Annotated in this window: 33 protein-coding genes; 1 reads left to right on the forward strand and 32 read right to left on the reverse strand. The window is 65.7% G+C overall.

Annotation, left to right across the window (positions count from 1 at the left end):
- The coding region (locus GUY60_RS01090) for a glycosyltransferase 87 family protein (protein ID WP_187369901.1) at window positions 1-599 on the reverse strand (599 nt) is incomplete at its 3' end.
- An 85-nt stretch (window positions 600-684) separates the two neighbouring features.
- Between GUY60_RS01090 and GUY60_RS01095 the strand changes: the two genes are divergently transcribed.
- The gene (locus tag GUY60_RS01095; RefSeq protein ID WP_161692932.1) at window positions 685-1,536 is read left to right on the forward strand and encodes a hypothetical protein; all 852 of its coding nucleotides are present in this window, start codon (window positions 685-687) and stop codon (window positions 1,534-1,536) included.
- Here the strand turns inward: GUY60_RS01095 and truA are convergent.
- The 31 genes from truA to rpsJ all read right to left on the reverse strand — a co-directional run bounded on the left by truA (window position 1,513) and on the right by rpsJ (window position 18,717).
- The gene (truA, locus tag GUY60_RS01100; RefSeq protein ID WP_161692933.1) at window positions 1,513-2,379 is read right to left on the reverse strand and encodes a tRNA pseudouridine(38-40) synthase TruA; all 867 of its coding nucleotides are present in this window, start codon (window positions 2,377-2,379) and stop codon (window positions 1,513-1,515) included. The genes GUY60_RS01095 and truA overlap by 24 nt on opposite strands.
- A gap of 98 nt (window positions 2,380-2,477) precedes the next feature.
- A complete protein-coding gene (gene rplQ / locus GUY60_RS01105) occupies window positions 2,478-2,954 on the reverse strand; it encodes a 50S ribosomal protein L17 (protein ID WP_161692934.1) in 477 nt (158 codons plus the stop codon).
- Between the two features lie 162 nt (window positions 2,955-3,116).
- Entirely contained in the window at window positions 3,117-4,139 is a 1,023-nt protein-coding gene (locus tag GUY60_RS01110; RefSeq protein ID WP_003966937.1) for a DNA-directed RNA polymerase subunit alpha, read from the reverse strand.
- Window positions 4,140-4,259: 120 nt separating this feature from the next.
- Window positions 4,260-4,664, reverse strand: a complete 405-nt coding sequence (rpsK, locus tag GUY60_RS01115; protein ID WP_003948617.1) for a 30S ribosomal protein S11 — start codon at window positions 4,662-4,664, stop codon at window positions 4,260-4,262.
- Between the two features lie 69 nt (window positions 4,665-4,733).
- Entirely contained in the window at window positions 4,734-5,114 is a 381-nt protein-coding gene (gene rpsM / locus GUY60_RS01120; protein ID WP_161692935.1) for a 30S ribosomal protein S13, read from the reverse strand.
- A 197-nt stretch (window positions 5,115-5,311) separates the two neighbouring features.
- Window positions 5,312-5,425, reverse strand: a complete 114-nt coding sequence (gene rpmJ / locus GUY60_RS01125; RefSeq protein WP_003948619.1) for a 50S ribosomal protein L36 — start codon at window positions 5,423-5,425, stop codon at window positions 5,312-5,314.
- A 60-nt stretch (window positions 5,426-5,485) separates the two neighbouring features.
- A complete protein-coding gene (gene infA / locus GUY60_RS01130) occupies window positions 5,486-5,707 on the reverse strand; it encodes a translation initiation factor IF-1 (RefSeq protein WP_003948620.1) in 222 nt (73 codons plus the stop codon).
- Window positions 5,708-5,868: 161 nt separating this feature from the next.
- Complete coding sequence (gene map / locus GUY60_RS01135; protein WP_161692936.1) at window positions 5,869-6,705, reverse strand: type I methionyl aminopeptidase; 837 nt, start codon at window positions 6,703-6,705, stop codon at window positions 5,869-5,871.
- Between the two features lie 117 nt (window positions 6,706-6,822).
- The gene (locus GUY60_RS01140; RefSeq protein ID WP_161692937.1) at window positions 6,823-7,482 is read right to left on the reverse strand and encodes an adenylate kinase; all 660 of its coding nucleotides are present in this window, start codon (window positions 7,480-7,482) and stop codon (window positions 6,823-6,825) included.
- The gene (gene secY, locus GUY60_RS01145) at window positions 7,482-8,798 is read right to left on the reverse strand and encodes a preprotein translocase subunit SecY (protein WP_161692938.1); all 1,317 of its coding nucleotides are present in this window, start codon (window positions 8,796-8,798) and stop codon (window positions 7,482-7,484) included. Before secY ends, GUY60_RS01140 begins: the two co-directional genes overlap by 1 nt.
- Before the next feature lie 236 nt (window positions 8,799-9,034).
- A complete protein-coding gene (rplO, locus tag GUY60_RS01150) occupies window positions 9,035-9,490 on the reverse strand; it encodes a 50S ribosomal protein L15 (protein ID WP_161692939.1) in 456 nt (151 codons plus the stop codon).
- Between the two features lie 2 nt (window positions 9,491-9,492).
- A complete protein-coding gene (rpmD, locus tag GUY60_RS01155) occupies window positions 9,493-9,675 on the reverse strand; it encodes a 50S ribosomal protein L30 (protein ID WP_161692940.1) in 183 nt (60 codons plus the stop codon).
- Entirely contained in the window at window positions 9,675-10,283 is a 609-nt protein-coding gene (rpsE, locus tag GUY60_RS01160; protein WP_161692941.1) for a 30S ribosomal protein S5, read from the reverse strand. The genes rpmD and rpsE overlap by 1 nt, the downstream gene beginning before the upstream one ends.
- Window positions 10,284-10,326: 43 nt before the next feature.
- On the reverse strand, window positions 10,327-10,710 hold the full coding sequence (gene rplR, locus GUY60_RS01165) for a 50S ribosomal protein L18 (RefSeq protein WP_161692942.1): 384 nt from the start codon (window positions 10,708-10,710) through the stop codon (window positions 10,327-10,329).
- 3 nt (window positions 10,711-10,713) lie between these two features.
- Window positions 10,714-11,253, reverse strand: a complete 540-nt coding sequence (rplF, locus tag GUY60_RS01170; protein WP_161692943.1) for a 50S ribosomal protein L6 — start codon at window positions 11,251-11,253, stop codon at window positions 10,714-10,716.
- A 24-nt stretch (window positions 11,254-11,277) separates the two neighbouring features.
- Window positions 11,278-11,676, reverse strand: a complete 399-nt coding sequence (rpsH, locus tag GUY60_RS01175; protein WP_018528360.1) for a 30S ribosomal protein S8 — start codon at window positions 11,674-11,676, stop codon at window positions 11,278-11,280.
- 221 nt (window positions 11,677-11,897) lie between these two features.
- Entirely contained in the window at window positions 11,898-12,083 is a 186-nt protein-coding gene (locus GUY60_RS01185) for a type Z 30S ribosomal protein S14 (protein WP_003948630.1), read from the reverse strand.
- Between the two features lie 5 nt (window positions 12,084-12,088).
- Window positions 12,089-12,646, reverse strand: coding sequence for a 50S ribosomal protein L5 (gene rplE, locus GUY60_RS01190; protein WP_116511056.1), 558 nt, complete (start codon window positions 12,644-12,646; stop codon window positions 12,089-12,091).
- On the reverse strand, window positions 12,646-12,969 hold the full coding sequence (rplX, locus tag GUY60_RS01195) for a 50S ribosomal protein L24 (protein WP_100594879.1): 324 nt from the start codon (window positions 12,967-12,969) through the stop codon (window positions 12,646-12,648). The genes rplE and rplX overlap by 1 nt, the downstream gene beginning before the upstream one ends.
- 2 nt (window positions 12,970-12,971) lie before the next feature.
- Entirely contained in the window at window positions 12,972-13,340 is a 369-nt protein-coding gene (rplN, locus tag GUY60_RS01200) for a 50S ribosomal protein L14 (RefSeq protein WP_119286207.1), read from the reverse strand.
- 100 nt (window positions 13,341-13,440) lie between these two features.
- Entirely contained in the window at window positions 13,441-13,725 is a 285-nt protein-coding gene (gene rpsQ, locus GUY60_RS01205; RefSeq protein WP_018528358.1) for a 30S ribosomal protein S17, read from the reverse strand.
- Entirely contained in the window at window positions 13,725-13,949 is a 225-nt protein-coding gene (gene rpmC, locus GUY60_RS01210; RefSeq protein WP_161692945.1) for a 50S ribosomal protein L29, read from the reverse strand. The genes rpsQ and rpmC overlap by 1 nt, the downstream gene beginning before the upstream one ends.
- The gene (gene rplP, locus GUY60_RS01215) at window positions 13,949-14,368 is read right to left on the reverse strand and encodes a 50S ribosomal protein L16 (protein WP_161692946.1); all 420 of its coding nucleotides are present in this window, start codon (window positions 14,366-14,368) and stop codon (window positions 13,949-13,951) included. Before rplP ends, rpmC begins: the two co-directional genes overlap by 1 nt.
- Before the next feature lie 5 nt (window positions 14,369-14,373).
- Window positions 14,374-15,204 (reverse strand): 30S ribosomal protein S3, encoded by an 831-nt coding sequence (gene rpsC / locus GUY60_RS01220; RefSeq protein WP_161692947.1) that lies wholly within the window; start codon window positions 15,202-15,204, stop codon window positions 14,374-14,376.
- Window positions 15,204-15,551: a 50S ribosomal protein L22 gene (rplV, locus tag GUY60_RS01225; RefSeq protein WP_004571827.1), complete on the reverse strand. Its 348-nt coding sequence runs from the start codon at window positions 15,549-15,551 to the stop codon at window positions 15,204-15,206. Before rplV ends, rpsC begins: the two co-directional genes overlap by 1 nt.
- A 44-nt stretch (window positions 15,552-15,595) precedes the next feature.
- Window positions 15,596-15,877 carry a 30S ribosomal protein S19 gene (rpsS, locus tag GUY60_RS01230; protein WP_156722913.1) on the reverse strand — a complete coding sequence of 94 codons (282 nt, stop codon included), beginning with the start codon at window positions 15,875-15,877 and terminating at the stop codon, window positions 15,596-15,598.
- Window positions 15,878-15,889: 12 nt separating this feature from the next.
- Window positions 15,890-16,726 (reverse strand): 50S ribosomal protein L2, encoded by an 837-nt coding sequence (gene rplB / locus GUY60_RS01235; protein WP_161692948.1) that lies wholly within the window; start codon window positions 16,724-16,726, stop codon window positions 15,890-15,892.
- 38 nt (window positions 16,727-16,764) lie between these two features.
- Window positions 16,765-17,085, reverse strand: a complete 321-nt coding sequence (gene rplW / locus GUY60_RS01240) for a 50S ribosomal protein L23 (RefSeq protein ID WP_161692949.1) — start codon at window positions 17,083-17,085, stop codon at window positions 16,765-16,767.
- The gene (rplD, locus tag GUY60_RS01245) at window positions 17,085-17,738 is read right to left on the reverse strand and encodes a 50S ribosomal protein L4 (protein WP_161692950.1); all 654 of its coding nucleotides are present in this window, start codon (window positions 17,736-17,738) and stop codon (window positions 17,085-17,087) included. Before rplD ends, rplW begins: the two co-directional genes overlap by 1 nt.
- A gap of 7 nt (window positions 17,739-17,745) precedes the next feature.
- Window positions 17,746-18,390 (reverse strand): 50S ribosomal protein L3, encoded by a 645-nt coding sequence (gene rplC / locus GUY60_RS01250; protein WP_161692951.1) that lies wholly within the window; start codon window positions 18,388-18,390, stop codon window positions 17,746-17,748.
- Between the two features lie 18 nt (window positions 18,391-18,408).
- A complete protein-coding gene (gene rpsJ / locus GUY60_RS01255; RefSeq protein ID WP_003948644.1) occupies window positions 18,409-18,717 on the reverse strand; it encodes a 30S ribosomal protein S10 in 309 nt (102 codons plus the stop codon).
- Window positions 18,718-18,909: the final 192 nt, after the last annotated feature.

Raw genomic sequence — 18,909 nt, forward strand, 5'->3', positions numbered from 1 at the left:
GCCACCGCGAGCCCCCGCCACCGCCGCGCGGCCACGAACAACAGCAGCACCGGCACAAGGAGCGGCTTCACCGCGATGGCCGCTCCCACCACCGCACCCGCGACCACCCACCGCCCCCGGTGCGCGAGCAGCAGCGCGAGCGGCAGCGCCGCGGCCGCGACCACCGTCCAGTTGCCGAGCCGCACCAGATGCCCGAACGGCGCGAAGCCGAGGGCGAGTCCACCGAGACCGAGCGCCGCGTACCGGCTGCGCCACGGGATCCCGTACAGCCGCAGCGCGCTGCCCCAGCCGACCAGCAGCCCGCAGACGACGACGGTCGGGGCGAGGAAGCGCAGCAGCCGAGCCGGTACGAACACCTCCGCCGACGCGGCGAGCACCGCGCTCGGGAGATAGAGGAAGTGCCGGTCGGCGTACGGCGATCCGCCGTCCAGCCAGGTCTCGGCGGCGCGCACCACGATGGCGTTGTCCATCCCGCCGTCCGGCGAGCTCAGCCCCGCGTGCACGACCGAGGCGAGCAGTACCGCACCGACCGCGCCCCACACCTGCCAGGGCACGGAGCGCCAAAACCACTGCACTACACCCGATTTGACCGCAATCATGGTGTTGAGGCTAAGTCGCGAACCCCACATCACCCCTGCATAACGCGCGCTCCAGCCCGTTCGAATAGCGCTTAGGATGCGGCCCATGAGCTTTGGGCAAGGGGGGCCTCAGTACGGCCCCGGCGCACCGCAGGATCAAGGGTCGACGCCCGACTGGGCAGCGCTCGCGGAAGCCTCTGAGGCACGCAGCAAGCGCCGCAAGTGGGTCATGGTGGGAGGCGGAGCGCTCGCGACCGCCGTGGTCGCCGGCATCGTCGCGGTCGCCGTCGTCTCCGCCAACAGCAAGAACGAGGCGAAGGACCCCGACGAGCTGCCCCCGTCCCAGTCCATCCCGAACAGCACCTCGTCCGGGGGCCCGACCTTCGCGGAGACCAAGCCGCCGCCCCCGCCGGACCCCAAGGAGTTCATCTCCAGCGCCAAGAAGGACAAGGCGCCGCTGAGCGTCCAGTCCCTCTTCCCCGGCACCAAGTTCACCAAGGGCGCCGTGGTCTACAAGAAGGGCGCGACGGACGCCACCAAGAAGTGCGCGGGCGTCACCCAGGGCAAGCTCGGCTCGGTCCTGAACGCCAACGACTGCTCCCAGCTGATGCGCGTCACCTACAGCAAGGACGGCATCGCGGTCACCGTCGGCGTCGCGGTCTTCGACACCGACAAGCAGGCCCAGAAGGCCAAGGACCAGGCCGACCGCGACGGCAACGTCACCTCGCTCTCCGGCAAGGGCGTCCCCACCTTCTGCCGTACGTCGACGTGCTTCACGACCATCAACTCCTATGGCCGCTACGCCTACTTCACGACCGCCGGGTTCACCAACGGCAAGACGGTCACGGAGAAGGACGAGAAGGTCTTCACCGTCGCCAAGGACCTGCAGGGCCTCGCCTTCCAGCAGATCCACAAGCGCGGCGAGATGCAGGCCTCAGCAGCAGCCGGCCTCGGGTAGCGAGCCGGGCAGCGAACGCTTGTTGCGGGCCGCGCGGTTGCGCGCGGCCAGCAACTCGTCGGCGGGGTAACCGACTTCCTCCAGCGTCAGCCCGTGCGGCCGTACGACATGCACCGCCGAGTCCCGCACCCGCGCGGCGAGCACCTTGCCCGGCCAGTCGCTGTCCCGGTGCCCGTCGCCGACGAACAGCAGCGCGCCGATCAGCGAGCGCACCATGTTGTGGCAGAAGGCATCGGCCCGCACGGTCGCGGTGATGATCCCGTCATCCCCGCGCACGAGGCTCAACTGCTGCAGCGTACGGATGGTCGTGGCGCCCTCACGCTTCTTGCAATACGCCGCGAAGTCGTGCTCACCGAGCAGCGCCTCGGCCGCCGCGTTCATCGCGTCGACGTCCAACTCCCAGTCGTGCCACAGCACATGACCGCGCAACAGCGGGTCGACGCCGCCCGGATGGTCGGTCACGCGGTAGGCGTACCGCCGCCAGATCGCGGAGAACCGCGCGTTGAACCCGGCCGGCGCCTCCTCGGCCCGCCAGATCCGCACATCGTGCGGCAACCGCCCGGCGAGCCGCCGCAGCAGCTTCTCCCGGTGCTCGGCCCACAGTTCCTCGGGCAGGTCGACGTGGGCCACCTGCCCGCGCGCGTGCACCCCGGAGTCGGTCCGCCCCGCGACGGTCAGCTCGAAGGTCTCCGCGGACCGGGTCACCGTCCGCAGCGCGTCCTCGATCTCGCCCTGTACGGTCCGCTGGCCCTGGCGCTGCTTGGCCCAGCCGGAGAAGTCCTTGCCGTCGTACGACAGGTCGAACCGCACCCGTACGAACCCGGCCGCCGCTTCGTCACTCACCAGAACATCCTCATCTTCCGGTCCTGCACCGGTCTCACAAAGAAAAGCGGGCCCACCCCGCGAAGGGGTGGACCCGCTCACGAACGCGAGGCGAAGCCTCAGGCGTCCTTGGCGTCCTCGGCCGGGGCCTCGACGGCCTCGTCCTTCTTGAGGGCGTCTTCCTTGACCGCGCGCTTCGTCGCGGCCTCGGCCTCACCGGTGGCAGCCTGCGCCACGGTCAGGGCCTCGACCAGCTCGATGACAGCCATGGGCGCGTTGTCGCCACGACGGTTACCGATCTTGGTGATACGGGTGTAACCACCGGGGCGGTTCTCGTACCGCGGGCCGATCTCGGTGAACAGCGTGTGCACGATGCTCTTGTCCGTGATGGTCTGCAGCACCTGGCGACGGTTGTGGATGTCGCCCTTCTTCGCCTTGGTGATCAGGCGCTCGGCGACCGGACGCAGACGACGGGCCTTGGCCTCGGTCGTGGTGATGCGGCCGTGCTCGAAGAGCGACTTCGCCAGGTTGGCGAGGAGCAGCTTCTCGTGCGCGGCGGAACCGCCGAGGCGGGCACCCTTCGCGGGACGCGGCATGGTGTTTCTCCTTGTGATCTGCACCGGCCGTATGAGGTACCGGTGTCAGTGTCCGAGCAGGCGGTCACCCGTCGGAGACCCCGCGCCCCATAGGGGCGCGGGGAACTGCGCGGCCGGCAGAAGCCGGTCGGCAGCCAAATCTGGACCGTCGGGCCCGAGCTATCAGTACTGCTCGGTCTCGACGAAGCCCGCATCCGCGTCATCGTCCGCACCGAACGCGTCAGCCGCGGCGGTCGGGTCGAAGCCGGGAGGCGAGTCCTTCAGCGCGAGACCCATGCCGGCGAGCTTGGCCTTGACCTCGTCGATGGACTTCGCACCGAAGTTGCGGATGTCGAGCAGGTCCGCCTCGGAGCGGGCGACGAGCTCACCCACGGAGTGGATGCCCTCGCGCTTGAGGCAGTTGTACGACCGAACGGTGAGCTCGAGCTCCTCGATCGGCAGCGCCAGATCGGCGGCCAGGGCGGCGTCCGTGGGGGACGGGCCCATGTCGATGCCCTCGGCGTCGATGTTCAGCTCGCGGGCGAGACCGAACAGCTCGACCAGCGTCTTACCGGCGGACGCCATGGCGTCACGCGGCCGCATGGCCTGCTTGGTCTCGACGTCGACGATCAGCTTGTCGAAGTCGGTGCGCTGCTCGACACGCGTGGCCTCGACCTTGTACGTGACCTTGAGAACCGGCGAGTAGATCGAGTCGACCGGAATACGGCCGATCTCCTGGCCCACCTGCTTGTTCTGCACGGCGGAGACGTAACCGCGACCGCGCTCGACGGTCAGTTCCATCTCCAGCTTGCCCTTGCCGTTGAGCGTGGCGAGGACGAGGTCGGGGTTGTGCACCTCGACACCGGCCGGGGGCGCGATGTCGGCGGCGGTGACCAGACCCGGACCCTGCTTGCGCAGGTACATCACGACCGGCTCGTCGTGCTCCGAGGAGACGACCAGCTGCTTGATGTTGAGGATGAGGTCGGTGACGTCCTCCTTGACGCCCGGCACGGTGGTGAACTCGTGCAGGACACCGTCGATACGGATGGACGTGACAGCCGCACCCGGGATCGAGGAGAGGAGCGTACGACGGAGGGAGTTACCGAGGGTGTAGCCGAAACCCGGCTCCAGCGGCTCGATCACGAACCGGGAGCGGAATTCGTCGACGACCTCTTCGGTCAGCGACGGACGCTGAGCAATAAGCATGTGGTGTTCCTTCAGTCATGGGCACCCACTATTTGATGCCCGACCAGTACTGCAAGGGTACGGGCGGCACAGCCGGAAAGAGCCGTACCGCCCGAAAACCTCAGACCAAGCGGTCGTGCGTCAGACGCGACGACGCTTGGGGGGACGGCAGCCGTTGTGCGGGGTCGGCGTGACGTCCTGGATCGAACCGACCTCGAGGCCGGTCGCCTGCAGGGAGCGGATGGCGGTCTCGCGACCGGAACCCGGGCCCTTCACGAAGACGTCGACCTTGCGCATGCCGTGCTCCTGCGCGCGACGGGCAGCCGACTCGGCGGCCATCTGCGCGGCGAACGGCGTGGACTTACGCGAGCCCTTGAAGCCGACGTGGCCGGCGGAGGCCCACGAGATCACGTTGCCGGTCGGGTCCGTGATGGACACGATCGTGTTGTTGAACGTGCTCTTGATGTGCGCGTGGCCGTGAGCGACGTTCTTCTTTTCCTTGCGGCGCACCTTCTTGGCAGCGCCCTGACGACCCTTGGGGGGCATCTATAACTCCTACGGGGAGGTGGTCGGTCCTACAGCGAAGACCGCTGATGAAGCGTTGTCCGCTGAGGACTACTTCTTGCCCGGCTTCTTCTTACCGGCGATGGCGCGACGCGGGCCCTTGCGGGTGCGGGCGTTGGTGCTGGTGCGCTGACCGTGGACCGGCAGGCCACGACGGTGGCGGATGCCCTGGTAGCAGCCGATCTCGATCTTGCGGCGGATGTCGCCCTGGATCTCGCGACGGAGGTCACCCTCGGTCTGGATGTTGGCGTCCACGTACTCGCGGATCTTGACCAGGTCCTCTTCGGCCAGGTCACGAACGCGGGCGTTGGGGTCCACACCGGTGGCGGCCAGCGTCTGCTGGGAAAGCGTCCGGCCAATGCCGAACACGTAGGTGAGGGCGACCTCCACGCGCTTTTCGCGCGGGATGTCAACACCGGAAACGCGTGCCATTTAATGGCTCCAGTTGATTTTTCGGAGGTCTTCCACAGGGCCGCTCCCGCCCGCCGTCCACCCATCAAGGGGTTTCGGTACGTATCGGGTCCCCGGCCTCCGACCGGGGGTATCGCCCTCCATCACTGAAGAGAGGCGGGTCCTGCGTATGTACGTTTCGCTTGCGTCGCGCGAAGATCTGCGGATGCAGACCTGCGTCAGCCCTGGCGCTGCTTGTGGCGCGGGTTGTCGCAGATGATCATGACTCGGCCGTGACGGCGAATCACCCTGCACTTGTCGCAGATCTTCTTGACGCTCGGCTTGACCTTCATTGGGTGAGGTTCTCCGGGTCAGGTGCCACCACCCCGCGGGAAGCGGGATGCAGGCAAGATCTACTTGTACCGGTAGACGATCCGGCCACGCGTCAGGTCGTACGGAGACAGCTCCACCACGACCCGGTCGTCAGGGAGGATGCGGATGTAGTGCATGCGCATCTTGCCGCTGATGTGTGCCAGGACCTGGTGGCCGTTCTGGAGCTCCACCTTGAACATGGCGTTCGGGAGAGACTCGACGACAGTGCCTTCGATCTCGATGGCACCTTGCTTCTTGGCCACGCTTTGCCCTTCGAATCGACTACCTTGATCGACTCTCGCTGGCCACTGTCTGACATGCAGACATGCGGATACACGAGAGCCGACGAGTCAGTCTACGTCAGAGCACTCGGAAAGACGAATCCAGAGAGAATGCCCCGAACGGGAGATCCTTAAGCGGCGCGTTAGGCCAGAGGATCCGGAGCGGCCGTGATCCCGTACTCCGCGAGCTTCGCCTTACCGCCGTCAGGCGCGGTGAGAACCAACGGGCCCTGCTCGGTCAGCGCGACCGAGTGCTCCCAGTGCGAGGACCAGGTGCCGTCCGTCGTCTCGACCGTCCAGTCGTCCTCGAGGACATGGGTCCGCGGTGTGCCGAGGCTCACCATCGGCTCGATGGCCAGGCACATGCCGGGCACCAGCTTCGGACCGCGGCCACGCCTGCGCTCGACGTAGTTCAGGACGTGCGGGTCCATGTGCATCTGGGTGCCGATGCCGTGGCCGCCGTAGTCCTCGATGATCCCGTACTTACCGGTCGCGGGGCGGGGCTGACGGCGGATATACGACTCGATGGCCTTGGAGATGTCGACCAGGCGGTTGCCGAGCTTCATCGCGGCGAGCCCGGCCCACATCGACTCCTCGGTCACCCGGGACAGCTCGATCAGCTCGGGCGCGTGCCCGGAACCGACGAACGCGGTGTACGCGGCGTCGCCGTGCCAGCCCTCGATGATCGCGCCGCAGTCGATGGAGATGATGTCGCCGTTCTCGAGTACGACGTCGTCGCTCGGGATGCCGTGCACGACGACCTCGTTCTTCGAGGTGCAGATGGTCGCCGGAAAGCCGCCGTAGCCAAGGAAGTTGGACTTCGCGCCGTGCTCCGCGAGCACCTTGCGCGCCACGTCGTCCAGGTCCTTGGTGGTGGCTCCCGGAACGGCCGCCGCGCGAGTCGCCTCATGGATGGCGGCGACGACCAGGCCCGCCTCGCGCATCTTCGCGATCTGCTCGGGAGTCTTGATCTCCACCATGGCCTGCCGTGCCTTCCGCCGCTGCTTTCGGTACTACCGCTGGAATTCAACAGTACGGCCGCGGAGACCTGTCGGTCACCGCGGCCGTACCTGCGTAACTCTGTGCTGCCGGGCCGGTCAGGCCTCGGCGGACTTCTTGAGCGCCGCCATCGCGCGCTCCGTCACATCGGCGACCTCGCCGAGCGCGGAGATCGTGACCACCAGGCCCTGGGCCCGGTAGTGGTCGATGATCGGCTCGGTCTCGCTGTGGTAGACCTCGAGCCGCTTGCGCACGGTCTCTTCCTTGTCGTCACCGCGCTGGTACAGCTCGCCGCCGCAGACGTCGCAGACGCCCTCGGACTTGGGCTGCTTGTACTCGACGTGGAAAACGTGCGCGCTGTCGTTGCGGCAGATGCGGCGGCCGGCGATGCGCTTGACCACCTCGTCCTCGGGGACCTCCAGGTCGAGCACCGCGTCCAGCTTCACCTCGTCGGCCTTGAGCGCCTCGTCGAGGGCCTCGGCCTGCGAGACATTGCGCGGGAAACCGTCGAGCAGGAAACCGCCGACAGCGTCGGCCTGCTCCATCCGGTCCTTCGCCATGCCGATGGTGACCTCGTCGGGAACCAGGTTGCCGGCGTCCATGTAGGACTTGGCCAGCTTGCCCAGCTCCGTCTGCTGGCTGATGTTGGCGCGGAACAGGTCACCCGTGGAGATGTGCGGGATCGACAGGTTCTTGGCAAGGAACGCGGCCTGCGTTCCCTTGCCCGCACCGGGCGGTCCGACGAGGACGATACGCATCAGCGGAGGAACCCTTCGTAATTACGCTGCTGGAGCTGGCTCTCGATCTGCTTCACGGTCTCCAGACCCACACCCACGATGATCAGGATGCTTGTCCCGCCGAACGGGAAGTTCTGGTTAGCCCCGAAGCCCGCCAACGCCATCGTCGGCACGAGAGCGATCAAGCCCAAGTACAACGACCCCGGCCAGGTGATCCGGTTGAGCACGTAGCTCAGGTACTCAGCAGTGGGTCGGCCAGCCCGGATACCCGGGATGAAGCCACCATACTTCTTCATGTTGTCGGCGACTTCCTCGGGGTTGAACGAGATAGCCACGTAGAAGAAGGCGAAAAACACGATCAAGAGGAAGTACAGCGCGATGTGCACCGGAGCGTCCGTTGGCTCCAGATTGTTCCGGATCCACTGGGCCCAACCGGCTTGAGAATTACCGGAGAACTGCACGATCAGCGCCGGAATGTAGAGAAGCGACGACGCGAAGATGACGGGAATCACACCCGCCTGATTCACCTTGAGCGGGATGTACGTCGACGTACCGCCGTAGGAACGGCGCCCGATCATGCGCTTCGCGTACTGCACGGGGATACGGCGCTGCGCCTGCTCGACGAAGACCACCAGGCCGACCATGAAGAGGCCGACGAGGATGACGGTGCCGAACTCGATCCAGCCGCCCGCCAGGTCGCCCTGCTCCTTGATGGCCCACAGGGCACCGGGGAAGCCGGCGGCGATCGAGATGAACATCAGGATCGACATGCCGTTGCCGATGCCGCGGTCGGTGACGAGCTCACCGAGCCACATCACGACGGCGGTACCGGCGGTCATGGTGAGCACCATGGTGATGGTCACGAAGATCGACTGGTCAGGCACGATCTCGCTGGCGACCGGGCACCCCTGGAAAAGCGCGCCGCTGCGGGCAGTGGCCACCAGGCCGGTGCCCTGCAGGATGGCGAGGGCGACCGTCAGATAACGCGTGTACTGCGTGATCTTGGCCTGCCCCGACTGCCCTTCCTTCTTCAGCGCTTCCAGCCGCGGGATCACCACGGTGAGCAGCTGCAGAATGATGCTTGCCGTGATGTACGGCATGATGCCCAACGCGAAAATGGTGATCTGCAGCAAGGCGCCGCCGCTGAACATGTTCACCAGGCTCAACAGGCCCTGGTTGGCGTTGGCCTGGTCCATACAGACCTGAACGTTCGCGTAACTGACGCCCGGGATCGGGATGTGCGCACCGATCCGGTAGATCACGATCATGCCGAGTGTGAAGAGCAGTTTCTTGCGCAGGTCGGGCGTTTTGAACGCCCGGGCGAACGCGGTGAGCACGGTGCCTCCTGCGACCCCCGCGCTATGCGTCAGAGGTGACGGTCTTGAGGATCGACAAATACGTATCAGGCAAGAACCGCGCGATACGCCCTCAAGCAGACCGCGCGGAGAGTAGCAAGTGCACGCCACCTTACCGGCGTACGTGCCCCCCTTGGAACGACCAACCGGGGATGCCCCTTTTGTGAGGCATCCCCGGTGGGATCGTTCAAGTCACGGTACGTCAGATCCAGTCAGGATCAGACGAGTTCGGTGACGGTACCGCCCGCGGCGGTGATCTTCTCCTTGGCGGAGCCGGAGACGGCGTCAACCGTCACCTGCAACGCCACGGTGACCTCGCCCTGGCCGAGGACCTTGACAAGGCTGTTCTTGCGAACGGCACCCTTGGCGACGAGACCCTCAACGGTGACCTCGCCACCCTCCGGGTACAGCGCGCTCAGCTTGTCGAGGTTCACGACCTGGAACTCGGTCTTGAACGGGTTCTTGAAGCCCTTGAGCTTCGGGAGACGCATGTGGAGGGGCATCTGGCCACCCTCGAAGCGCTCCGGAACCTGGTAGCGGGCCTTGGTGCCCTTGGTGCCACGACCGGCCGTCTTACCCTTCGACGCCTCACCACGACCGACACGGGTCTTGGCGGTCTTGGCGCCGGGGGCCGGACGGAGGTTGTGGATCTTGAGCGGGTTCTGCTCACCCATGATCAGTCGACCTCCTCGACCGTCACGAGGTGGCGGACGGTCTGCACCATGCCGCGGAACTCGGGACGATCCTCCTTGACGACCTGCGTGTTGATGCCCTTGAGACCAAGGGTGCGCAGGGTGTCACGGTGGTTCTGCTTGCTGCCGATGTACGACTTCGTCTGCGTGATCTTGAGCTGTGCCATTACGCAGCACCAGCCCCGGCACGCGCACGCAGCAGGGCCGCGGGAGCGACGTCCTCGAGGGGCAGACCACGGCGAGCCGCGATCTCCTCGGGACGCTGCAGACCCTGCAGGGCCGCCACGGTCGCGTGCACGATGTTGATCGCGTTCGACGAACCGAGCGACTTCGACAGGATGTCGTGAACGCCGGCGCACTCGAGCACGGCACGCACCGGGCCACCGGCGATAACACCGGTACCGGGGGAAGCCGGCTTGAGCAGGACGACGCCCGCAGCCTTCTCGCCCGTGATCGGGTGCGGGATGGTGCCCTGGATACGGGGGACCTTGAAGAAGTGCTTCTTGGCCTCCTCAACACCCTTGGCGATGGCGGCCGGCACCTCCTTGGCCTTGCCGTAACCGACACCCACGGTGCCGTCACCATCGCCCACTACGACGAGCGCAGTGAAGCTGAAGCGACGACCACCCTTCACAACCTTGGCGACGCGGTTGATCGCGACAACGCGCTCAACGTACGCGGTCTTCTCGGCGGCGGCGTTGCCACCGTCGCGACCCTTCCGGTCCCGCCGCTCGCCGCCACCGGCACCGCCACCGCGGCGCTGGGGTCCAGCCATTGGAATTACCTCTCTCTGTTTCCGCTAGCTACGGAACCAGGACTCAGAACTTGAGTCCGGCTTCGCGGGCGGCGTCCGCCAGGGCAGCGATGCGCCCGGCGTACTGGTTACCACCACGGTCGAACACGACAGCCTCGACGCCGGCGGCCTTGGCGCGCTCAGCGACCAGGGCACCGACGGACTTGGCCTGCGCGGACTTGTCGCCCTCGCCACCGCGGATCGAGGTGTCCAGGGTGGACGCCGACGCGAGGGTGTGACCCTTCACGTCGTCGATGACCTGGGCCACGATGTTGCGGTTCGAGCGTGTCACGACCAGACGCGGACGCTCAGCCGTACCCGAGATGTGCTTACGGATACGAATGTGGCGGCGCTTGATAGACGCACGCTTGTAAGCGTCGCCCTTAGCGATCTTCTGACCGTATGCCATGGCTTACTTACCCGCCTTTCCGACCTTGCGGCGGATGACTTCGCCTTCGTACTTGACGCCCTTGGCCTTGTACGGGTCGGGCTTGCGCAGCTTGCGGATGTTGGCCGCAACCTCGCCGACCTTCTGCTTGTCGATGCCCTCGACCGAGAACTTGGTCGCCGATTCGACCTTGAACGAGATGCCCTCGGGCGCCTCGATCAGGATCGGGTGGCTGTAGCCCAGCGAGAACTCCAGGTTGGAGCCCTTCGCCAGAACGCGGTAACCGACACCGCTGATCTCGAGCTTCTTCACGTAACCCTGGGTCACGCCGGTGATCATGTTCGCCACCAGCGTGCGGGACAGGCCGTGCAGGGCCTTGTTCTGACGCTCGTCGTTGGGGCGGGTGACGTTCAGAACGCCGTCCTCACCCTTGGCGATCTCGATCGGCGCCACGACGGTGTGGGTCAGCGAGCCCTTGGGGCCCTTGACCGCGACCGTCTGGCCGTCGATGGTGACGTCCACGCCGGCGGGAACCGTGATGGGGAGCTTGCCAATACGCGACATAGCTGTTTCCTCCGTTCCCTTCCGTTACCAGACGTAGGCGAGAACTTCTCCGCCTACGCCCTTCTTGCCTGCCTGCTGGCCGGTCAGGAGACCGTGCGACGTGGAGATGATCGCCACGCCGAGGCCGCCGAGGACCTTCGGCAGGTTGGTGGACTTCGCGTAAACGCGCAGACCCGGCTTCGAGATTCGCTTGATGCCGGCGATCGAACGCTCACGGTTCGGGCCGAACTTCAGCTCGAGAACGAGGTTCTTGCCGACCTCGGCGTCCTCGACCTTCCAGCCGGTGATGAAACCCTCCTGCTGGAGGATCTCGGCGATGTGCGACTTGATCTTGCTGTGCGGCATAGCCACGGTGTCGTGGTACGCCGAGTTCGCGTTCCGCAGACGCGTAAGCATGTCTGCGATCGGATCAGTCATGGTCATGAATTGGCCTTCGGCCTCTCTCGCCGGGGTTTCCTGTATGCGCCATCCCTCTCCCCACTCAGAGGCAGGACGGGTGCGGCACGGGGACCTACGGCGTAGTAAGTCGGTCAGGGCGGCAGACGCCCAACCCTCCTAGCCTAAGCCATGGAGAGAAGCGCCTCTGCCGACCCTTTACTTACCGAGAGATCCGGACAACCCCTACGCCCAAAGGGCAGTAGTGGTTACCAGGAGCTCTTGGTCACGCCCGGCAGCTCGCCACGGTGAGCCATCTCACGGAGGCACACGCGGCACAGGCCGAACTTGCGGTACACGGAGTGCGGGCGGCCGCAGCGCTGGCAGCGGGTGTAGCCACGCACACCGAACTTGGGCTTACGAGCAGCCTTGGCAATAAGTGCCTTCTTCGCCATCTCGCTCACGCCTCCTTGAAGGGGAAGCCGAGGTGACGAAGGAGGGCACGGCCCTCGTCGTCGTTGGTCGCCGTGGTGACCACGGTGATGTCCATACCCCGGACGCGGTCGATCTTGTCCTGGTCGATCTCGTGGAACATGACCTGCTCGGTGAGACCGAAGGTGTAGTTGCCACGACCGTCGAACTGCTTGGGGGAAAGACCACGGAAGTCGCGGATGCGCGGAAGCGCGAGCGACAGGGTGCGGTCCAGGAACTCCCACATGCGGTCGCCACGGAGGGTGACGTGCGCACCGATCGGCTGACCCTCACGCAGCTTGAACTGCGCGATGGACTTGCGGGCCTTGGTGATGGCCGGCTTCTGACCGGTGATGGTGGTCAGGTCACGGACGGCACCGTCCATGAGCTTCGAGTCACGGGCGGCGTCGCCGACACCCATGTTGACCACGATCTTGACGAGGCCCGGGGTCTGCATGACGTTCTCGTACGAGAACTCTTCCTGCAGCTTGCCCGCGATCTCCTCGCGGTACTTCGTCTTGAGACGCGGAGTGGTGGTGGTAGCCATCAGATGTCCTCACCCGTCCGCTTGGCAACGCGAACCTTGTTGCCCTCGTCGTCGAAGCGGTAACCGACACGCGTGACGACCTTGTTGCCGTCCTTCTCCACCACGAGCTGAACGTTGCTCACGTGGACAGGGGCCTCGGTCGTGACGATGCCACCGGCCTGCGAACCGCTGGCGGTGGGGCCGGCCTTGGTGTGCTTCTTGACCCGGTTGACACCCTCGACCAGGACGCGGTCCTCGCGGGGGAAGGCCGCGATGACCTTGCCCTGCTTGCCCTTGTCCTTACCGGTGATGACCTGGACCAGGTCGCCCTTCTTGATCTTCATGCTTACAGCACCTCCGGCGCGAGCGAGATGATCTTCATGAACTTCTTCTCGCGCAGCTCACGGCCCACCGGGCCGAAGATACGGGTGCCACGAGGGTCGCCGTCGTTCTTGAGAATGACAGCGGCGTTCTCGTCGAAGCGGATGTACGAGCCGTCCGGACGGCGGCGCTCCTTGACGGTGCGAACGATGACCGCCTTGATGACGTCACCCTTCTTCACGTTGCCGCCGGGGATCGCGTCCTTGACGGTGGCGACGATGACGTCGCCGATGCCCGCGTAGCGGCGACCCGAGCCACCGAGAACACGGATGCAAAGGATTTCCTTCGCACCAGTGTTGTCGGCGACCTTGAGCCGCGACTCCTGCTGGATCACGTCTATCTCCTGTTTGTCTGCCGGTTCCCCCGGGGCAGTTCAGTTGAACTGCCCCGGGAGCCTGGCGGAACGAACTCCGAGGGGGATGCCCCTCGGAGAATTACTTGGCCTTCTCGAGGATCTCGACGATGCGCCAGCGCTTGGTCGCCGACAGCGGACGCGTCTCCATGAGGAGGACACGGTCGCCGACGCCGGCAGCGTTCTGCTCGTCGTGCGCCTTGAGCTTGTTCGTACGGCGGATGACCTTGCCGTACAGCGCGTGCTTGACGCGGTCCTCGACAGCGACGACGACGGTCTTGTCCATCTTGTCGCTGACGACGAGACCCTCACGGGTCTTGCGGAAGCCGCGGGCGGCAGTCTCTTCAGTCACAGTCTTCTCGCTCATCAGGCGTTCTCCACCGTCTCGATGCCGAGCTCACGCTCACGCATGAGGGTGTAGACCCGGGCGATGTCCTTGCGGACGGCCTTGAGCCGGCCGTGGTTCTCGAGCTGTCCGGTCGCCGCCTGGAAGCGGAGGTTGAACAGTTCTTCCTTGGCCTCACGAAGCTTGGCGACAAGCTCCTCGTTGCCGAGCTCACGGAGCTCGGACGCCTTGGTACCGGCCGACATCACACTTCACCTGCCTCGCGCTTAACGATCCTGCACTTCATCGGCAGCTTGTGCGCCGCACGAGTCAGCGCCTCACGCGCGGTCTTCTCGTTGGGGTACGACAGCTCGAACATCACGCGTCCGGGCTTGACGTTGGCGACCCACCACTCCGGGGAACCCTTACCGGAACCCATGCGGGTCTCGGCAGGCTTCTTGGTGAGGGGACGGTCCGGGTAGATGTTGATCCAGACCTTGCCGCCACGCTTGATGTGACGCGTCATGGCGATACGAGCGGCCTCGATCTGACGGTTCGTCACGTACGCCGGCGTGAGGGCCTGAATGCCGTACTCGCCGAACGCAACCTGCGTGCCACCCTTGGACATACCGCTGCGCTTCGGGTGGTGCTGCTTGCGGTGCTTGACCCTACGGGGGATCAGCATTTCGGTCAGGCCTCCGTTCCGGTGCTCTCAGCAGCCGGAGCGGCGGCGGGAGCCTCGGCCTTGGGGGCCTCGGCAGCCTGAGCCTGCTGCGGCTTGCGACCGCGACCGCCACGCTCGCCACCGCGGCCACCACGGGCCGGGCGGTCATTGCCACCACGGGCCGGGCGGTTGCCGGCGCGGGCAGCAGCGTTCTCGGCGCGGACCTCGGCGATGTTCTTGACGTCGCCCTTGTAGATCCAGACCTTCACGCCGATACGGCCGAAGGTCGTCTTGGCCTCGAAGAAGCCGTAGTCGACGTTGGCGCGGAGCGTGTGCAGGGGCACGCGGCCCTCGCGGTAGAACTCCGAGCGCGACATCTCGGCGCCGCCGAGACGGCCACCACACTGGATCTTGATGCCCTTGGCGCCGGCCTTCATCGTGCCCTGCATGCTCTTACGCATGGCGCGACGGAAGGAGACGCGGGAGGACAGCTGCTCGGCAACGGCCTGAGCAACCAGCTGAGCATCGGTCTCGGGGCTCTTGACCTCGAGGATGTTGAGCTGGACCTGCTTGCCCGTGAGCTTCTCGAGGTCACCGCGGATGCGGTCGGCCTCGGCGCCACGGCGGCCGATGACGATGCCGGGACGAGCGGTGTGGATGTCCACCCGCACGCGGTCACGGGTGCGCTCGATCTCAACCTTCGAGATGCCGGCGCGCTCCATGCCGGACGTCATCATCCGACGGATGGCGACGTCTTCCTTGACGTAGTCCTTGTACAGCTTGTCGGCGTACCAACGCGACTTGAAGTCGGTCGTGACACCGAGCCGGAACCCGTGCGGGTTTACCTTCTGGCCCATTACCGGGTTCCTTCCTTGCTGCTGACGACCACGGTGATGTGGCTGGTCCGCTTGCGGATCCGGTAGGCACGACCCTGTGCACGCGGACGGAACCGCTTCAGGGTCGGGCCCTCGTCGACGTACGCCTCGCTGATGACCAGCGAAGAAGCGTCGGTGTGGTCGTAGTTGTGCGCGGCGTTGGCAATGGCGCTGTCAAGCACCTTGCCGACCGGCACAGACGCGGCCTGCGGGGCGAAACGCAGGACCGCCTGGGCCTCCGTGGCATCCATGCCACGGATGAGGTCCACCACGCGGCGGGCCTTCATGGGCGTGACGCGGATGTACCGCGCCTGGGCCCTGGCTTCCATGGTTGTCCCTTCGGTGTTCTTCATCAGTCTTTGCACCCGCCTCGTCAGCGACGCTTCGACTTGCGGTCGTCCTTGACGTGGCCGCGGAAGGTGCGGGTCGGCGCAAACTCGCCGAGCTTGTGGCCGACCATCGACTCGGTGACGAACACCGGGATGTGGGTCTTGCCGTTGTGCACCGCGATGGTGTGTCCCAGCATGGCCGGGATGATCATCGAGCGACGGGACCAGGTCTTGATGACGTTCTTGGAACCAGCTTCGTTCTGTACGTCCACCTTCTTGATCAGGTGGTCGTCGACGAAGGGCCCCTTCTTCAGGCTACGAGGCATCTCAACCCGTCCTTAGCGCTTCTTGTTCGTCTTGCGGCGGCGGACGATGTACTTGTTCGACGCCTTCTTGGGCGAACGAGTACGGCCTTCCTTCTTGCCCCAGGGCGAGACCGGGTGGCGACCACCGGAAGTCTTGCCCTCACCACCACCGTGCGGGTGGTCAACCGGGTTCATCACGACACCGCGAACGGTGGGACGGACGCCCAGCCAGCGCTTACGGCCGGCCTTACCCCAGTTGATGTTCGACTGCTCGGCGTTGCCGACCTCACCGATGGTGGCGCGGCAGCGGACGTCGACCAGGCGGATCTCTCCGGACGGCATGCGGAGGTGGGCCATCGAGCCCTCCTTCGCGAGCAGCTGAACGGAGGCACCCGCGGAACGGGCGAACTTCGCGCCACCACCGGGACGGAGCTCGATCGCGTGGATCGTGGTACCGACCGGGATGTTGCGGAGCGCCAGGTTGTTGCCGGGCTTGATGTCGGCGCCCGGGCCGTTCTCGATCCGGTCGCCCTGGTTCAGGCCACGCGGAGCGATGATGTACCGCTTCTCGCCGTCTGCGTAGTGCAGCAGCGCGATGCGAGCGGTGCGGTTCGGGTCGTACTCGATGTGCGCGACCTTCGCCGGCACGCCGTCCTTGTCGTGACGACGGAAGTCGATCACTCGGTAGGCGCGCTTGTGGCCACCGCCCTGATGGCGGACGGTCACACGACCGGAATTGTTACGGCCGCCCTTGCTGTGCAGGGGGCGGACCAGCGACTTCTCCGGCGTGGACCGCGTGACCTCGACGAAGTCGGCGACGGAGGAGCCACGGCGGCCCGGCGTCGTCGGCTTGTACTTGCGGATTCCCATTTCTCAGTCCTCGTCCGATATCGGACCAGGGCACTCCGTTAGGAGGCCTGGCCGAAGATGTCGATACGGTCGCCCTCGGCGAGGGTCACGATGGCCCGCTTGGTGTCGGCACGCTTGCCGAAACCGGTGCGGGTGCGCTTCCGCTTGCCCTGACGGTTGATCGTGTTGACCCCGGTGACCTTGACCGAGAAGACCGCCTCGACGGCCTGCTTGATCTGGGTCTTGTTGGAGCCAGGCGCGACGATGAACGTGTACTTGTTCTCGTCGAGCAGCGCGTAGCTCTTCTCCGAAACAACCGGCTTGACGAGGACGTCGCGCGGGTCGGTGAAGGTCTTGCTGGTGACGTTGGCCTCAGACATCAGGCCTCGCTCCCTTCGGTCTCAGCGGCCTTGGGGCCAGCGACGAAGGAGTCGAAGGCGGCCTTGGTGAAGACCACGTCGTCCGAGACGAGCACGTCGTACGTGTTCAGCTGGCCCGGCTCCAGGATGTGAACCTGGGGCAGGTTACGAGCGGACAGCAGAGCCGTCTCGTCCTCGCGGGTGAGGACCAGGAGCACGTTCTTGCGCTCGCTGACCTTGCCCAGGAGGGTCTTCGCAGCCTTGGTGGAGACGTCGCCCGAGACCACGTCGGACACGACGTGGATGCGGTTGTTGCGGGCCCGGTCGGTGAGGGCGTGACGCAGCGCGGCAGCCTTCATCTTCTTCGGGGTCCGCTGCGAGTAGTCACGCGGCACGGGACCGTGCACAACGCCACCACCGGCGAACTGCGGCGCGCGGGTCGAGCCCTGACGGGCGCGACCGGTGCCCTTCTGGCGGTAAGGCTTCTTGCCACCACCACGGACTTCGCCACGGGTCTTGGTCTTGTGCGTGCCCTGACGGGCAGCGGCCAGCTGCGCGACGACGACCTGGTGAAGCAGCGGAACGCTGATCTTCTCTACGTCGAAGATCTCCGCGGGGAGCTCGACGGACCCGGCCTTGTCGCCCGCCGGCGAAAGGATGTCAACAGTGCTCATCGGTACCTCAGGCCCCCTTGGCCGCAGTGCGGACCAGGACGAGGCCGCCGTTCGGACCAGGAACCGCGCCCTTGATGAGCAGCAGACCCTTCTCCGCGTCAACGGCGTGGACGGTCAGGTTCTGGGTGGTGACCCGCTCGTTGCCCATGCGACCGGCCATCCGCATGCCCTTGAAGACACGACCGGGGGTGGCACAGCCACCGATGGAACCGGGCATACGGTGCACACGGTGGGCACCGTGGGACGCCTTGCCACCTTTGAAGTTGTGGCGCTTCATGACACCGGCGAAGCCCTTGCCCTTGGTCTTGCCCGTGACGTCAACCTTGACGCCGGACTCGAAGACCTCGGCAGTGATCTCCTGGCCGAGCGTGTACTCGCTGGCGTCGGAGGTACGGAGCTCCACCAGGTGGCGGCGCGGGGTCACGTCGGCCTTGGCGAAGTGGCCCTTGAGGGGCTTGTTCACCTTGCGCGGGTCGATCTCGCCGAAGGCGATCTGGACCGACTCGTAGCCGTCGATGTCGTTCGTACGGACCTGGGTCACGACGTTCGGGCCGGCCTTGACGACGGTGACGGGGACAACGCGGTTGTTGTCGTCCCACACCTGAGTCATGCCGAGCTTCTCGCCCAGGATGCCCTTGATCTGCTTAGCCATCTCTCAGATCACCGGCCCTTAGAGCTTGATCTCGATGTCGACACCGGCCGGGAGGTCGAGTCGCATCAGGGAGTCAACGGTCTTGGGCGTCGGGTCGAGGATGTCGATCAGGCGCTTGTGCGTACGCATCTCGAAGTGCTCGCGCGAGTCCTTGTACTTGTGCGGCGACTTGATGACGCAGTACACGTTCTTCTCGGTAGGCAGCGGCACCGGGCCCGCGACCGACGCACCAGTACGCGTCACCGTCTCGACGATCTTCTTCGCCGAGGAATCGATGACCTCGTGGTCGTAGGCCTTGAGCCGGATGCGGATCTTCTGTCCCGCCATGGCTACTTAGTAGTCCTGTCTCTCGTAACGCTCTGGAACCCGGAGGCTTGAACCTTCTCCGACCCACGCGGTCGGGCGTGTCGCAACCTCACTGACACGGATTTCCCGAAGGATTTCCCTGCTAGGGGTGCGGGCCCGAAGACCGCGGCCGGAGAAGACTGCGTCGATCGCAGTGGGCCACCGGATGCCTGG

Source organism: Streptomyces boluensis (assembly GCF_009908195.1).
In the GTDB taxonomy this organism is placed as follows: domain Bacteria; phylum Actinomycetota; class Actinomycetes; order Streptomycetales; family Streptomycetaceae; genus Streptomyces; species Streptomyces boluensis.